Origin of the sequence: Pseudoalteromonas sp. SWN29, from assembly GCF_015864465.1 — a bacterium.
GTDB lineage: Bacteria > Pseudomonadota > Gammaproteobacteria > Enterobacterales > Alteromonadaceae > Pseudoalteromonas.
On the sequence record NZ_JADYXE010000018.1, the window covers coordinates 63,907 to 79,024 of the forward strand.

The window sequence follows — 15,118 nt, forward strand, 5'->3', positions numbered from 1 at the left end:
ACTGGTATTTAGTTTATAAGGAAGAGTATGAAACCATTAATTATAGGGGCGATAGCATTAAGCCTGAGTGCTTGTTCTGCGGTAACCATTCAGCCACAGGCTGCAGAAAAAATAACGAGCCAAGCTAATTACGAAGATAGCCGCCCATTTTATTTATGGGGATTGGTGGGTGAGCAGCGGGTAGACGTAAAACAAATATGTTCAAATACACCCGTTACTCAAATGCAGTCACAGCAAACCTTTAGTGATGGAGCGCTGAGTTTAATTACGCTTGGAATATACTCGCCTCATACCATTAAAGTGTGGTGCCAAGAGCAAGTAATAGGGGAGACATTATGAGTATCAAGCTATTTGTAGCCAGTTGCACATTTATTATATTAACGGGATGTACAAATATTTACTTTGATAACGGAGCACAAAGCAAAGTAAGCAATAAACCGCTAAAAAGCTCACAGTGGCATCATAATTTTGCACTTGCGTTGTACGAGGGGTCAGAGCCGTTAGATTTAACAACGCATTGCCCACAAGGGGAGTGGCAAAGTGTTCATACGTATAAATCGTTTACTAATGGTTTAGCTGAGGTGGTTGTGAATCAAATCGGCCCAGCTTGGTACCCTAAAACAGTAGAAGTACAATGTAATAAGGTACCATTTAAGGCAAAACAGCTATAAAACGAGAAAAGGGCCAAAAGGCCCTTCGTGTTGCAGCAAGTAACACATTCTTTCTTATAAATTAAAGTCTACAGAATAAGCAACGTAAGCTTTAATATCTGAATCATCCATATCTGTATCAGACAAACCAAAAGTAAAACCGTCTTTCGAAATTGATACACCGTAATCTAAGATATTATCATCGCCAATAAAATCACCAGAGTAATGGCCTAAGTGAAGTGCCATTTCAGTGCCGTTACTGCCAACAGCAAAACCGTAGTCAGCTGTCAGGTAAAGTGAATCACCAAAGTCTGTACCATCACCACTTGCAGCTGATGTTGCTAATACAGAAGCACCAAAGGTAAAGCCTTCAACACTGATGCTACCGTAAATTTCAGAGAAATCTGCGTCTGCTTCAGAAGCTGCGTCTGGGTAAGCGTAATAAATATAACCAACATCGTAGCTAACACTTTCGTTAATATCGCCACCAAAGCCTGCATATAAGTCAAGCTCATAGGTCATTTCATCTGCCCACGATGCATTTGAAGCCCAAGTACCTGCATAAAAGCCCGATTCATTGGCATAATCAATACCGCCTGAAATAGCTGCATCGCCCCCAGTTTGCTCTTGACCACGCCATAAGTAGTTTGATGTTGCCGCTGCATTAGCAGTTACTTCAGCATGTACGGCTGTTGACGTTAAAGATGTTGCGCCCATTAATGCTATAGCACTTATAGCGATGGTTTTTTTTAGTTTTAGCATGTCCATTTCCCGTTATATGATTTTTGCTCGCCAAGGTTTTTATTATGTAATCGGAACCTTTAGGCTGACGGCTTTTTATTGTTTAACTAACGGGATAATTGCACTGTATGTGCCAGCTTCATTATTTTTACTAAAAATTATTTTTATATATTAAAAAACATGAGCTTGCATTTTATGAATAGGGAAGGGGTATAACATGAAGGAAGATGTTGCGCACGTTGGTGGTGCATAAATTAACCTAGCCGCACCATAAAAGTACGGCTAAATTAGAAGGTTTAACCGAATATAGTACGCATAAGGCTAATTGTTTCGTTTACACTGCGACCTTTTTGAACTTCACTCACAATTGAATCGCGTTTACTGCGAATATGTTCAGGAATATCGTCAGCAGCAAGGGCACGGTCTACTAAAATTTCTGCAGACTCTTTACCTCTACGCTGAGTTTTACCTGTTGTAGTTGTAGTACGTTTAGGCTTGCTTAGCAGTTTAATGTAGTTAGAGTTATCTGGTGTTTTAGCATCAGCATAGTGAAAGAAACATGGGATTAGCGCTTTAATAGCAACTAATTGTTCTTCTAACTCATTACTCGGTTTAGCCATTTTGTACCATGACATAGCTTGAATACCTTTTACGATATCTTGCCAGTAACGCTCAAAATCACTATTTTTAAGTTTAGAAACACCAAGGGCACCACATAAAGCATCTAATCGATTATTTGTAATCGGAGTAAATAAATCAGGACGACGCATTGCAAGCAAACGAGTTGCAGGCGCAAGTGTTGGTTTTTCGTTGTTGTCGGTGAATATTTTTGAATAAGCAGCAACAAATTGTTGATACTCATATTGAGTAATATCACCTTCAAGTGGAATATTCACTAGTGCATCGTCAAAAGCACCTGGTAAATCACCAAGCATTTGATGGAAGCTCTTTGCACTCTTTGTAGATGCAAACCATTCAACGTCAAAGTTGTATGTGCTTGGATCAAGTGATGCCATGTGCTTACCACTAAACGCAAGTAAGTCTTCAGGGATCATATCTTTAAGAGACTGTTCACGAATGCTTTTAATGTAGTCTACTAAACGAAGTTGTTCATCAAGTGCAATAACGTCTTTGTGTTGTTCTACAAATACACTTACAACAGGCCAAGGAGCAATACGTAAAGTTTTAACCTGTAAAAAGCTGATAGCTGAAATAAGCTGGTCGTGTAGCTTTTTAAGTACAGGCAATTGCTGTGGCTCTAGTAAATCGTAGTTCATACGATCTCTGCTAGCATTTAGCAATTCATAACACCAAGGTAAAAAATCATCAGGGTGGTTTTCTACTTTCACGGCCATAAGGTTAAGGCTTAACTCTGAAGATTGCTTCAGAATGTTCTGATAGATTTGGTTTTCTTGTTCGCCTAGCGTCATTTTTGACGGTGAAATTAGCAGTTTTTTCATGCCTTGTAGAATCTCCGGTTTAGATATATATTTTTTTGCTGGTCTATTTTAGCGCAATTACGTTGATAACAACAGCGCTGTCCTCCATACGTTGTAATTGAAGTGACTAAATCAGTATTTTTGCTAATAAAATGAGGCTAACGCTTTAATATGTATCAATCATTTTCATCTAGTACAAAGACGCTTTCAACTGAGGTATTAAAATGCTTTGCTATTTTTAGAGCAATTATTACCGACGGTGTAAATCGTGCCGTTTCTACGGTACTTATTGTTTTGCGCGATACATTAATAGCATCAGCAAGTTCTTGCTGGGAAAGCCCAGCCTCTTTTCGATACTTTGCAATATGATTTTTCACTTTTAATCCTAATCTTTGTTTTGCCAAAGAATTGATACGCCGTATATTAAATTCATTACAGCAAGGTAAAATGAAGCCATCATGCTGTGAGATACTTCTAAAGCAAGACCATCTGATAATAAGTACACACCACCCATACTAAAAAGTAAGCCAAGCACAACATGTTTATAGGCGATGGTGTCGATGGTGTTTAAATACTCATCTTTATAGGTAAGGTGGTATTTCATTTTCCATGTAAACCCGCCTCTGATCACAAACATAAAGAATGAGCCTAAAAAAGCAGTAGTTCCTAAAAGCAATAATGGGGCTGATGTGTGATTAAGCATTGGGTAAACACTGATGATTAATAAAGTGATACCCATGAATAATGAAAACCATGCATTTTGGCCCATAAATTTTTCTTCACTTTTAATATCGTAATTAGACATAACTCATTTCCTTTTAAATTTATAAAATGTAACCTCTAGGTATTAATGCAACCTTAAGGTTTCATGAAGTCAATATTTTTTGTAACCTAAAGGTATCAAAATGTTTCAGGGGTGATTCAGGATAAGAATGTAATATCTAATAAAGTGCTTTTTTATCATAACTACAATGATTTTAAGGCTAACACTCGCTATGATAAGAACATTATTTGCACGTTTGAAAGGACGATCATGAAAACCTTACTTAAAATTGTAGGTGTAATACTTTTACTATGTATAGCACTCATTGTTGCCGCACCGTTTTTAATCCCTACTGATACTATTTTTAATAAAGTGTCGCAGCAGGTAGAACAAACAACTGGGCGTACTCTTACTATTAAAGGTGATAAAACACTTAGCGTATTCCCTGCATTAAAGTTAGAACTTAACGACGTGCATTTTGCAAACATGGAATCAGGTTCGCGCGCCGATATGGCGAGTATGAAACAGCTTGCTGTACACATACCTTGGTTTTCATTATTTGGTGGTGAGTTTAAATTAGATAAGTTTGTTATAAACGAACCAAATATTCTATTAGAAACCGACAAAAATGGAAAAGCTAATTGGCAGTTGTTTGATGCAGTTGCAGAGCAACCTAAAGAGCAAAGCCAATCAGGTGAAGCGATAAAGCTTCCAGATAACTTTGATATTGAATTAGGTGAGGTTGCTATTTATGGCGGTACATTTACCTACCTAGATGGCCAAACAGGTGCTAAACAACAAATTAGTGATTTAGAGCTCGCTATTTTACTTCCTTCACTTCGTAAAACATTAGAAGTAAAAGGTGGTATTACTTATATGCAAGAACGCTTTGAGCTTGATGTAAAACTAGATACTCCGGCCAAAGCAATTGAAGGTGCTACTTTTAATGTTAAACAAAGCTTAGATTCTCGTTTAGTTGATTTAACTTTCGAAGGAAGCATTGCTCAGCAAGGCCAAGATATTAAAGGCCAGTTAGCATTAAATGGTGAGTCAGTTAAAAACATTGCGAAATGGCAAGGTGTAGAGTTAGGTGCAAAAGAAAATGCATTTAACGCATTTAGTGTAAACGGTAAAATGCACCTAGCAGGTGAGAAATTTAATTTAGAAGATTTAGTTGCGACGTTAGACGCATTGGAAATAAAAGGTAAGAGCGAGCTTAACCTAGGTAAGCGTTTAGCTGTAAATGCTGATATTGATTTAGGTATGCTTGATTTAAACCCGTACCTACCTGAAGCAGTAGCAAAACAAGAAGAGCCAGTAGAGCAAAATGATAAACCTGCAGAGCCAATAGTATGGGATGACACTAAAATTGATCTAAGTGCGTTAAATTCACTAGATGCGAATGTAGTTATTCGTTCAAGTGGATTAAAAGCTAACGATATTAAGTTGGGCGCAAATCAATTTACTGTTGCTTTAAAAAATTGCATTGCAAAACTAAGCCTAGATAGCTTTTCTGCTTATGAAGGGTCAGGTAAAGGCGTTATCAATGTAAACGCACAACAAGTACCTTATAAAATATCAACTAACTTTGACTTAGCTGGTATAGATGCACAGCCTTTATTAACGGATGCGGCAGGTTTTGACAAGCTAATGGGTAAGGGGTCTTTAAATTGGAACCTAAACACAACTGGCCAAAGTCAAAAGTCGTTTATTGGTGCGCTTAACGGAAAGCTTGGATTTGAGTTTGCTGATGGAGCTGTAAAAGGTGCGAATATAGCTGAGATGGTACGTAAAGGTAAGGAGCTTATTTCAGGAAACTTTGGTGCAGCATCTGAAGGGTTAGATACAGGGTTTGAAGAATCTGAGCAAACGGATTTCTCTGCACTAACGGGAAGCTTCAACTTTACTAATGGTATTGGTAAAAATACTGATTTATCACTTATCAGCCCACTTATTAGAATATCTGGTGAAGGGGACGTCGATTTACCGCAAACAATGGTTAACTATCGTTTGGTTACGGGCATAGTTGGATCAATCGAAGGACAGGGAACTACTGATGACAGTAGTGGTTTTAAAATACCATTACGTATAAAAGGGCCTTTCCATGATGTTGGTATAAAGCTTGATGTAGGCAATGCGCTCAAAGATGAAGCTAAGCAGAAAGTCGATGAGGCTAAAGAAAAAGCCAAAGACAAAGCAAAAGATAAGATTAAAGATAAATTAAAAGGTTTATTTGGTTAATCAACTACAGCTGACGTAAACAAGGCACTTATATAGTGCCTTGTTTGTTTTGTAACCACCTGTAAAATAGCTACATAGCCGTAATTACTCGACTTTAATAACCATACACTCCAAATTAATTAAAAAATAACCTATCGCTACCTCCTCAATGCTGGTACAATTGCCCGCCCTTAAGAGACAACTCGTTTGTTTTTTGATTGGGATTTAATCGAAATGTCTGATTTTTAAACAAATTTTAGACACGTTGTAATTACTACACCGGAGGTCATTAACATGATCCAAATGCAAACTCAGCTGGAAGTTGCTGATAACAGCGGCGCTCGCAAAGTGCAGTGTATAAAAGTCCTTGGTGGTTCACACCGTCGCTACGCAGCGATTGGCGACATCATTAAAGTTTCTGTAAAAGAAGCTATTCCTCGCGGTAAAGTGAAGAAAGGTGATGTTAAAAACGCGGTAGTTGTGCGTACCAGAAAAGGTGTTCGCCGTCCAGATGGTTCTCTGATCCGTTTTGACAGCAACGCGGCTGTTATCTTAAATGATAACTTGCAGCCAATTGGTACACGTATTTTCGGCCCTGTGACTCGCGAACTTCGTAATGATAAGTTCATGAAAATCGTTTCACTAGCCCCAGAAGTACTGTAAGGAGCCAATCATGGCAGCAAAAATACGTCGTGATGACGAAGTAATCGTACTAGCAGGTAAAGACAAAGGTAAGCGCGGAAAAGTGCTTTCAGTTGTTACTGAATCTGGTCGAATCTTTGTCGAAGGCATAAACTTGATCAAGAAACACCAAAAGCCGGTTCCACAATTGAACCAAGCTGGCGGCATTGTTGAGAAAGAAGCATCTATGGATGCATCAAACGTTGCGATCTTCAACTCGGAAACGAGTAAAGCTGATCGTGTAGGTTTCAAGATTGAAGATGGTAAGAAATTACGTATCTTTAAATCTACTGGTAAAACTATCTAATAGTTGGAGTAGAATGATGGCGAAACTGCATGAAGTATATAAAGACAAAGTAGTTGCTGAACTTCAAGAGAAGTTTGGTTTCAGCTCTGTCATGCAAGTCCCTCAGATCGAAAAGATCACATTGAATATGGGCGTGGGCGAAGCCCTAGCTGACAAGAAGATTTTAGATAACGCAGTAGCGGATCTAGCAGCAATCTCTGGTCAGAAACCTCTAATCACTAAAGCACGCAAATCTGTTGCTGGCTTCAAAGTGCGTGAAGGTTACCCGATTGGTTGTAAAGTAACCCTACGCGGCGAGCGTATGTGGGACTTTTTTGAGCGTTTGGTATCAATCGCTATCCCACGTATTCGTGACTTCCGTGGCGTAAGTGCTAAGTCTTTTGATGGACGTGGCAACTACAGCATGGGCGTACGTGAACAAATCATCTTCCCAGAAATCGATTACGATAAAGTAGACCGTGTACGCGGTATGGATATTACTATCACTACTTCTGCGAAATCTGATGAGGAAGGCCGTGCGTTGTTAGAAGCGTTTAACTTCCCATTTAAGAAATAAGGGTAGGGTTATGGCAAAGAATTCTATGAAAGCGCGCGAAGCAAAGCGCACAAAACTAGTTGCTCAGTTCGCTGAAAAGCGCACAGCACTAAAAGCTATCATCAGTGATGTTAATACATCTGAAGATGATCGTTGGGACGCGGTACTTAAGCTACAAGCTTTACCTCGTGATTCTAGCCCTGCACGTCAACGTAATCGTTGTAACATTACGGGCCGCCCACATGGTTTCCTTCGCAAATTCGGCATGAGCCGTATTAAAGTTCGCGAAGCAGCTATGCGCGGTGAAATTCCTGGCCTTAAAAAGGCTAGCTGGTAATAGAATCATGGGAGTAAGACTATGAGCTTGCAAGATCCTATCGCGGATTTGTTCACACGAATTCGTAACGGTCAATCAGCGAAGAAAGTATCTGTAACGATGCCAACTTCAAAGCTGAAAGTAGCATTAGCTAAAGTACTAAAAGACGAAGGTTATATCGTAGATTTCGCCGTTAACGGTGAAACTAAACCTGAGCTTTCTATCGAATTGAAGTACTTCGAAGGCAAAGCTGTAATTGAAAATATCCAGCGTGTAAGTCGCCCTGGTCTACGTATCTATAAGAAACGTGACCAATTACCTAAGGTAATGGGTGGTCTTGGTATCGCTATCGTATCAACTTCTAAAGGCCTAATGACAGACCGCACAGCACGTAGTGCTGGTGTTGGTGGTGAAATCATTGGTTTTGTAGCTTAATCGGAGGGGAACTATGTCTCGCATAGCAAAGGCACCAATTACTGTTCCTGCCGGTGTAGAAGTTACATTAAAAGGCCAGGAAATCACAGTTAAAGGCAAAAACGGTGAACTTACTCGTACTATCAACAACGCTGTTGAAGTACAAGTTAATGACAACGTTATTACTACTTTACCTCGTGATGGCGTAGCGAATGCATGGGCTCAAGCAGGTACTGCTCGCGCTCTAATCAACAACATGGTTGTTGGTACGCATGAAGGTTACGAGAAGAAACTTCAGTTAGTAGGCGTGGGTTACCGTGCTGCAGCTAAGGGTAAAACATTAGATTTAACTCTTGGCTTCTCACACCCAGTTAATTTCGCAGTTCCTGAAGGAATTACGATTGAAACTCCAAGCCAAACAGAAGTTCTAGTTAAGGGCGTAGATAAGCAGTTAGTTGGTCAAACAGCTGCTAACATTCGTGCATACCGTAAACCTGAGCCTTATAAAGGCAAGGGTGTTCGTTATTCAGATGAGAATGTACGCCGTAAAGAGGCTAAGAAGAAGTAAGGTAAGACGATGGATAAAAAAACAGCTCGTCTACGTCGTGCTAAACGCACTCGTAGAAATTATATTGAACAAGGCACAACGCGTCTTGTTATCCACCGCACGCCACGTCACATCTACGCTCAAGTTGTAAATGCTGAGGGTAATGTACTGGCTGCTGCTTCTACTGTTGAAAAGGCTATTAGCGAAACAGTTAAAGGCACCGGTAACGTTGAAGCTGCGCAAGCAGTTGGCAAAGCGGTTGCTGAACGTGCGGCTGACAAAGGCATCGAAAAGATTGCTTTTGATCGCAGTGGCTTTAAATATCACGGCCGTGTGAAGGCGCTAGCTGATGCTGCGCGTGAAGCCGGTTTGCAATTCTAGGAGTAGACTATGGCTAACGTAGAAGCAAAGCAACAACAGCCTGATCTAGCTGAAAAGCTAATCGCGGTGAACCGTGTGTCTAAAGTAGTTAAAGGTGGTCGTATCTTTAGCTTTACTGCACTAACTGTAGTTGGTGATGGCGCAGGTAAAGTAGGTTTCGGTTATGGTAAAGCACGTGAAGTTCCAGCTGCTATTCAAAAAGCAATGGAAAAAGCACGTCGTAACATGATCAACGTAGACCTAAATGGCAACACATTACAGCATCCTGTTAAGGGACGTCATGCTGGCTCACTAGTGTTCATGAAACCAGCATCTGAAGGTACTGGTATCATTGCAGGTGGTGCTATGCGTGCAGTACTTGAAGTGACTGGTGTGCAGAACGTACTTTCTAAATGTTACGGTTCTACTAACCCAATCAACGTGGTACGTGCAACGATTTCGGCTCTTGAGAATATGAATTCTCCACAGTCAATCGCTGCAAAACGTGGCCTTCGCGTAGACGAAATACTGGGGTAACCATGGCAAATCAAACTGTAAAAGTAACACAAGTAAAAAGCTCTATCGGTCGTTTACCGAAACATAAAGCTACATTACGCGGTCTTGGTTTACGTCGTATCAACCACACTGTTGAGTTAGAAGACACAGCATGTGTACGTGGTATGATAAACAAGGTTTCTTACATGGTTAAGGTAGAGGGTTAATTCGATGCATTTGAATACACTTTCACCTGCTGCAGGTTCAAAAACTGCTCCAAAACGTGTTGGTCGTGGTATCGGTTCTGGTCTAGGTAAGACTGGTGGTCGTGGTCACAAAGGTCAAAAATCACGTTCTGGCGGCAAAGTGCGCGTTGGTTTTGAAGGCGGTCAAATGCCTATGCAACGTCGTCTACCTAAATTTGGTTTCACTTCTCGCAAATCTTTAGTATCTGCAGAAATAAACCTTTTTGAAATCGCTAAAGTTGAAGGCGATGTGGTAGACCTAAGCGCGTTACAAGCAGCTGGTCTAGTTAAAAAGAACGTTCTTTTCGTTAAAGTTGTTAAATCTGGCGAAGTTTCACGCGCTGTTACCGTTAAAGGCCTTAAAGCCTCTAAAGGTGCTCGCGAAGCTATTGAAGCTGCCGGAGGCAAGGTAGAAGACTAAGGAAGTACTAATGGCTAAACCAGGTCAAGATACAAAAAGTGCACAAGGTGGACTTTCGGAATTGAAGCGCCGATTACTCTTCGTATTGGGTGCTATCATAATTTACCGTCTAGGTTCATTTGTGCCGATCCCTGGGATTGACGCCGCTGTACTTGCCGATTTCTTCGAGCAACAAAAGGGCACCATTGTTGAAATGTTCAACATGTTCAGTGGTGGTGCTCTTGAGCGAGCTTCAGTGTTAGCACTGGGTATTATGCCGTATATCTCGGCTTCGATTATTACGCAACTATTAACGCATATGTATCCTCCGTTTATAGAGCTTAAGAAAGAAGGTGAGCAAGGGCGTAAAAAAATTAGCCAGTACACACGCTATGGCACGCTTGTGCTAGCTACTATTCAATCAATCGGTATTGCTTCTAGCTTACCGGGCATGATGGAGGGGTTAGTTGTTAACCCTGGTATGGGTTTCTATTTCACCGCAGTGGTGAGTTTAGTGACTGGTACTATGTTCCTTATGTGGTTGGGTGAACAAATTACAGAACGCGGTATCGGTAACGGTATCTCAGTTCTAATATTTGTTGGTATTGTAGCTAACTTGCCGTCTGCTATTGGTTCGACAGTCGAAATGGCGCGCCAAGGTGATTTGAATGTTTTTGTACTACTGATGGTTGCGGTAATCGTATTCGCTGTTACTTATCTTGTAGTGTTTTTTGAACGTGGACAACGTCGTATTGTTGTTAACTACGCTAAACGCCAACAAGGTCGTCAAGTATTTGCTGCTCAAAGCACGCATTTACCACTAAAAGTAAATATGGCGGGTGTTATTCCACCAATCTTCGCTAGTAGTATAATTCTGTTCCCTGGTACAATTGCTAGCTGGTTCGGCCAAGGTGAAGGTCCAGTTGCTGATGTATTACAAGCTGTAGCTACTACGTTGACCCCAGGTCAACCGTTGTACTCACTTGTACTAGCAGCAGCTATTATCTTCTTCTGCTTTTTCTATACAGCGTTGGTTTTTAACCCTCGTGAAACAGCAGATAACCTTAAGAAATCTGGCGCATTTATCCCAGGTATTCGTCCAGGTGAGCAGACATCTAAATACATTGATAAAGTGATGACACGCCTGACATTGGCAGGTGCTTTGTATATAACCTTTATCTGTCTGGTGCCTGAATTCATGACGATGGCGTGGCAAACGCCATTCTACTTCGGCGGTACATCAGTTTTGATTATCGTTGTAGTAATCATGGACTTTATGGCACAAGTACAGACTCACCTGATGTCTCATCAGTATGATTCTGTGCTGAAAAAAGCGAACCTTAAAGGCTACGGTCGATAAGGTCAGTTTACGGAGTTGAGCAATGAAAGTACGTGCTTCCGTTAAGAAAATATGCCGTAACTGTAAAGTTATTAAACGTGCTGGTGTAGTACGCGTAATTTGCAGTGAGCCTAAGCATAAGCAAAGGCAAGGCTAAGTAAACAGCGTGCAGGCTGAGTTTTCTCGGCCTGTGTTTTTAGTAGTAATTTGGTCTTCGTTTGAGTATCCTTACGGGCTTTTCAAACAGATGATTACCAAATTCGAATATAGGAGATGTGTTAGTGGCCCGTATTGCTGGCATTAACGTCCCTGATCATAAACATGCAGTTATTGGTTTAACAGCTATTTATGGCATAGGTAAGACTCGCTCTAAGGCTATCTTAGTAGCGACTGGTATCGCCGAGACCACAAAAATCGGTGAACTTTCAGACGAAATTCTTGACGTACTGCGTGATGCAGTTGGCAAGTACACTGTTGAAGGTGATCTTCGTCGTGAAGTTACTTTAAATATCAAGCGCCTTATGGACCTTGGTTGTTATCGTGGCCTACGTCACCGTCGCTCTTTACCACTACGTGGTCAAAGAACTAAGACTAACGCGCGCACCCGTAAGGGTCCACGTAAGCCTATTAAGCGATAAGGGGATAGTATTATGGCTAAGACACCAATTCGTCGTAAAAAGGTTAAAAAACAAGTTGCTGATGGTATGGCTCATGTTCATGCGTCTTTCAACAACACTATTGTAACGATTACCGACCGTCAAGGTAATGCACTATCATGGGCTACTGCCGGTGGTTCAGGTTTCCGTGGTTCACGTAAATCTACACCATTTGCTGCTCAGGTTGCTGCAGAGCGTGCAGGTACTGCTGCTCAAGAATACGGTTTAAAAAATCTAGAAGTTTTCATTAAAGGTCCAGGTCCAGGTCGTGAATCTGCTGTACGTGCTTTGAATGCTGCTGGTTACCGTATTACCAACATTACTGACGTGACGCCTATACCACATAATGGTTGTCGTCCACCGAAGAAACGTCGCGTTTAACAATAGGTTAGGAGAAATAACATGGCAAGATATTTGGGCCCTAAGCTCAAGCTGAGTCGTCGTGAAGGTACTGACCTGTTCCTTAAGAGCGGCGTAAGAGCTATCGACTCTAAGTGTAAACTTGAGACTGCACCTGGTCAGCACGGCGCTCGTAAAGGTCGCTTATCTGATTACGGTTTACAATTACGTGAAAAGCAAAAAGTACGTCGTATATACGGTGTATTAGAAAAGCAATTCCGTAACTACTACAAAGAAGCTGCTCGCCTTAAAGGCAACACAGGTGAAAACTTGTTACAGCTTTTAGAGCAACGTTTAGACAATGTTGTATATCGCATGGGTTTTGCTAGCACACGTGCAGAAGCACGCCAGTTAGTAAGCCATAAAGCGATTTTAGTTAATGGTCGTGTTGTGAACATTCCTTCATACGTAATTACTCCAGAAGATACTGTTGTAATCCGTGAGAAGTCTAAGACACAAGCACGTATCATCGCTGCTCTAGAGTTGGCTGAGCAACGTGAAAAGCCGACTTGGGTTGAAGTTGACGGTAAGAAATTGGAAGGCAGCTTTAAGCGTCTACCTGAGCGTTCAGACCTGTCTGCGGACATTAATGAACAACTAATCGTCGAACTTTACTCTAAGTAAAGTTAAGAGTTAAGAGAGGATAAAATGCAGGGTTCTGTTACAGAATTTCTAAAACCAAGGTTAGTCGACATCGACGCTATCAACCCAACGCGTTCTAAAATAGTTTTAGAACCATTAGAGCGTGGTTTTGGCCATACTCTGGGTAATGCTTTACGCCGTATATTACTTTCATCTATGCCTGGATGTGCAGTAACTGAAGTTGAAATCGACGGTGTATTACATGAGTACAGCGCGAAAGAAGGCGTTCAAGAAGACATCATTGAAATACTATTAAACCTTAAAGGTTTAGCAGTAACGTTAGAAGGCAAAGATGAAGTTTTTCTGACCCTGACTAAATCTGGTGTAGGCCCTGTTACTGCGGCTGATATTCAGCACGATGGCGATGTAACAATTGCTAATCCAGATCACGTTATTTGTAATTTAACTACAAATAACAGCGAGATCAGCATGCGTATTCGTGTTGAACGTGGTCGTGGTTATGTGCCGGCATCTAGTCGTTTATCCTCTGATGACGATGAGCGTCCAATTGGTAGATTGTTGCTTGATGCATCATTTAGCCCAGTTGAACGTATTGCGTACTCGGTTGAATCAGCTCGAGTTGAGCAACGTACAGATTTAGACAAGTTAATCATTGATATGGAAACAAACGGCACTTTAGATCCAGAAGAAGCGATCCGCCGTGCGTCTACTATCTTAGCTGAGCAATTAGATGCATTCGTAGATTTACGTGATGTAACTGAGCCAGAAGAGAAAGAAGAGAAGCCAGAATTCGATCCTATTCTACTTCGTCCAGTTGATGACCTTGAATTAACAGTACGCTCAGCAAATTGTTTGAAAGCCGAGCAAATTCAATATATCGGTGATTTAGTTCAGCGCACTGAAGTTGAGCTTCTTAAAACGCCTAATTTAGGTAAGAAGTCTCTAACTGAAATTAAAGACGTGCTAGCTTCACGTGGACTTTCTCTAGGCATGCGCCTAGAAAATTGGCCACCTGCAAGTTTAGCTGAATAATCTAAATCACTATATTAGTTTAGTTAGAAGGATAGGGTCATGCGCCATCGTAAGAGTGGTCGTCAATTAAACCGTAACAGTAGCCATCGTAAAGCGATGTTTAGCAATATGGCAGGTTCTTTGGTGAAACATGAAATCATCAAAACTACTTTGCCTAAAGCGAAAGAGTTACGTCGTGTAATTGAACCTTTAATCACACTGGCTAAGACTGACAGTGTAGCAAATCGCCGTTTAGCGTTTGCTCGCACGCGTGATAATGAAGTTGTTGGTAAATTATTCAGTGAAATCGGTCCACGTAACGCGGATCGTCCAGGTGGTTACACTCGTATTCTTAAGTGTGGCTTCCGTACTGGTGATAATGCACCAATGGCTTATATTGAACTAGTTGGTCGCCCAGCGACTAGCGAAGCAGTTCAAGAAGACGCACAGTCTGCAGAGTAAGTCTTAAAGAAACCTAAAAGCCGAGCTTATGCTCGGCTTTTTCTTGCCTAAAATTTGTCAAACTATATGAACGAGTAATTACCTTCTATTATGTTCATCGACTCATAGATTCTGAATCGATAAGTTGTTTTGACAGCTATTTTAATAGATCTGCCTAGTTACCCTTTACTTACCATTCATCCAAAATAGCCTATCAGATGCTATTTAAAGATCATTCCCACTATATATAGTGATTTACAGTTATTAATGATAGCACTTCGAATTTAACTACCATTAAGCAATCCCTGATGAAGTTTTTATTTATTAGATCTGATCAGAAGATATTGTGTTCGCTCTCTTATCTATATGCCGGTACTAAGAACCTCATAGTAGCGCTAACCATTGCGGCCTAACTAAACTCACTTCTTAAATAAAACATAGCTAATGAATTCAAATCTCAGCTTCTGACTATTTCAAATGTAAGCGTATGGCTAACGACACCTAGCCTTGCTTAATATTCCAAGGTAACAGGGGTTCAAGGTTACTTGGCTGCTCT

24 protein-coding genes are annotated in these 15,118 nt (G+C 40.9%); 20 read left to right on the forward strand and 4 right to left on the reverse strand.

Annotated features, from left to right (window positions below):
- Positions 1–27: 27 nt before the first annotated feature.
- Both I6F53_RS08950 and I6F53_RS08955 read left to right on the forward strand, forming a co-directional pair.
- Positions 28–339 (forward strand): Bor family protein, encoded by a 312-nt coding sequence (locus tag I6F53_RS08950; RefSeq protein WP_197239238.1) that lies wholly within the window; start codon positions 28–30, stop codon positions 337–339.
- Complete coding sequence (locus tag I6F53_RS08955) at positions 336–671, forward strand: Bor/Iss family lipoprotein (RefSeq protein ID WP_197239241.1); 336 nt, start codon at positions 336–338, stop codon at positions 669–671. The genes I6F53_RS08950 and I6F53_RS08955 overlap by 4 nt, the downstream gene beginning before the upstream one ends.
- 54 nt (positions 672–725) lie before the next feature.
- Here I6F53_RS08955 and I6F53_RS08960 read toward each other — a convergent pair whose 3' ends face one another.
- From I6F53_RS08960 to I6F53_RS08975, 4 genes are all read right to left on the reverse strand, one after another.
- Positions 726–1,412: a TorF family putative porin gene (locus tag I6F53_RS08960; RefSeq protein ID WP_024591363.1), complete on the reverse strand. Its 687-nt coding sequence runs from the start codon at positions 1,410–1,412 to the stop codon at positions 726–728.
- A 275-nt stretch (positions 1,413–1,687) separates the two neighbouring features.
- The gene (locus I6F53_RS08965; RefSeq protein WP_165729097.1) at positions 1,688–2,851 is read right to left on the reverse strand and encodes a hypothetical protein; all 1,164 of its coding nucleotides are present in this window, start codon (positions 2,849–2,851) and stop codon (positions 1,688–1,690) included.
- Positions 2,852–3,006: 155 nt separating this feature from the next.
- A complete protein-coding gene (locus tag I6F53_RS08970) occupies positions 3,007–3,207 on the reverse strand; it encodes a helix-turn-helix transcriptional regulator (RefSeq protein ID WP_197239244.1) in 201 nt (66 codons plus the stop codon).
- A gap of 8 nt (positions 3,208–3,215) precedes the next feature.
- A complete protein-coding gene (locus I6F53_RS08975; protein WP_197239246.1) occupies positions 3,216–3,635 on the reverse strand; it encodes a hypothetical protein in 420 nt (139 codons plus the stop codon).
- Between the two features lie 228 nt (positions 3,636–3,863).
- Here I6F53_RS08975 and I6F53_RS08980 point away from each other — a divergent pair, with 228 nt between their 5' ends.
- The 18 genes from I6F53_RS08980 (at position 3,864) to rplQ (ending at position 14,583) form a co-directional block, all read left to right on the forward strand.
- Positions 3,864–5,834 carry an AsmA family protein gene (locus I6F53_RS08980; RefSeq protein ID WP_197239249.1) on the forward strand — a complete coding sequence of 657 codons (1,971 nt, stop codon included), beginning with the start codon at positions 3,864–3,866 and terminating at the stop codon, positions 5,832–5,834.
- A gap of 273 nt (positions 5,835–6,107) precedes the next feature.
- Positions 6,108–6,476, forward strand: a complete 369-nt coding sequence (gene rplN / locus I6F53_RS08985) for a 50S ribosomal protein L14 (protein ID WP_002959498.1) — start codon at positions 6,108–6,110, stop codon at positions 6,474–6,476.
- A gap of 10 nt (positions 6,477–6,486) precedes the next feature.
- Entirely contained in the window at positions 6,487–6,801 is a 315-nt protein-coding gene (gene rplX / locus I6F53_RS08990) for a 50S ribosomal protein L24 (RefSeq protein WP_002959496.1), read from the forward strand.
- 16 nt (positions 6,802–6,817) lie between these two features.
- Complete coding sequence (rplE, locus tag I6F53_RS08995; protein ID WP_010554915.1) at positions 6,818–7,357, forward strand: 50S ribosomal protein L5; 540 nt, start codon at positions 6,818–6,820, stop codon at positions 7,355–7,357.
- A gap of 10 nt (positions 7,358–7,367) precedes the next feature.
- Entirely contained in the window at positions 7,368–7,673 is a 306-nt protein-coding gene (rpsN, locus tag I6F53_RS09000; protein WP_165741003.1) for a 30S ribosomal protein S14, read from the forward strand.
- 21 nt (positions 7,674–7,694) lie between these two features.
- Positions 7,695–8,087, forward strand: a complete 393-nt coding sequence (rpsH, locus tag I6F53_RS09005; protein WP_007584660.1) for a 30S ribosomal protein S8 — start codon at positions 7,695–7,697, stop codon at positions 8,085–8,087.
- Between the two features lie 13 nt (positions 8,088–8,100).
- Positions 8,101–8,634 (forward strand): 50S ribosomal protein L6, encoded by a 534-nt coding sequence (rplF, locus tag I6F53_RS09010; protein WP_002959488.1) that lies wholly within the window; start codon positions 8,101–8,103, stop codon positions 8,632–8,634.
- 9 nt (positions 8,635–8,643) lie between these two features.
- Complete coding sequence (rplR, locus tag I6F53_RS09015) at positions 8,644–8,994, forward strand: 50S ribosomal protein L18 (protein WP_002959486.1); 351 nt, start codon at positions 8,644–8,646, stop codon at positions 8,992–8,994.
- A 9-nt stretch (positions 8,995–9,003) separates the two neighbouring features.
- Complete coding sequence (gene rpsE, locus I6F53_RS09020) at positions 9,004–9,510, forward strand: 30S ribosomal protein S5 (protein ID WP_002959485.1); 507 nt, start codon at positions 9,004–9,006, stop codon at positions 9,508–9,510.
- A gap of 2 nt (positions 9,511–9,512) precedes the next feature.
- Complete coding sequence (rpmD, locus tag I6F53_RS09025; protein WP_002959482.1) at positions 9,513–9,695, forward strand: 50S ribosomal protein L30; 183 nt, start codon at positions 9,513–9,515, stop codon at positions 9,693–9,695.
- Positions 9,696–9,699: 4 nt separating this feature from the next.
- Positions 9,700–10,134: a 50S ribosomal protein L15 gene (gene rplO, locus I6F53_RS09030; RefSeq protein WP_002959480.1), complete on the forward strand. Its 435-nt coding sequence runs from the start codon at positions 9,700–9,702 to the stop codon at positions 10,132–10,134.
- A gap of 10 nt (positions 10,135–10,144) precedes the next feature.
- Positions 10,145–11,473, forward strand: a complete 1,329-nt coding sequence (secY, locus tag I6F53_RS09035; protein ID WP_007584663.1) for a preprotein translocase subunit SecY — start codon at positions 10,145–10,147, stop codon at positions 11,471–11,473.
- Between the two features lie 22 nt (positions 11,474–11,495).
- Positions 11,496–11,609: a 50S ribosomal protein L36 gene (gene rpmJ, locus I6F53_RS09040; RefSeq protein ID WP_002959476.1), complete on the forward strand. Its 114-nt coding sequence runs from the start codon at positions 11,496–11,498 to the stop codon at positions 11,607–11,609.
- 124 nt (positions 11,610–11,733) lie between these two features.
- Positions 11,734–12,090, forward strand: a complete 357-nt coding sequence (gene rpsM / locus I6F53_RS09045; protein ID WP_007584664.1) for a 30S ribosomal protein S13 — start codon at positions 11,734–11,736, stop codon at positions 12,088–12,090.
- 12 nt (positions 12,091–12,102) lie between these two features.
- On the forward strand, positions 12,103–12,489 hold the full coding sequence (gene rpsK, locus I6F53_RS09050; protein ID WP_002959471.1) for a 30S ribosomal protein S11: 387 nt from the start codon (positions 12,103–12,105) through the stop codon (positions 12,487–12,489).
- 21 nt (positions 12,490–12,510) lie between these two features.
- Entirely contained in the window at positions 12,511–13,131 is a 621-nt protein-coding gene (gene rpsD, locus I6F53_RS09055; RefSeq protein ID WP_002959461.1) for a 30S ribosomal protein S4, read from the forward strand.
- Positions 13,132–13,155: 24 nt separating this feature from the next.
- Positions 13,156–14,142 (forward strand): DNA-directed RNA polymerase subunit alpha, encoded by a 987-nt coding sequence (locus I6F53_RS09060; protein WP_002959452.1) that lies wholly within the window; start codon positions 13,156–13,158, stop codon positions 14,140–14,142.
- Between the two features lie 39 nt (positions 14,143–14,181).
- Positions 14,182–14,583, forward strand: a complete 402-nt coding sequence (gene rplQ, locus I6F53_RS09065; protein WP_002959450.1) for a 50S ribosomal protein L17 — start codon at positions 14,182–14,184, stop codon at positions 14,581–14,583.
- Positions 14,584–15,118 lie beyond the last annotated feature (535 nt).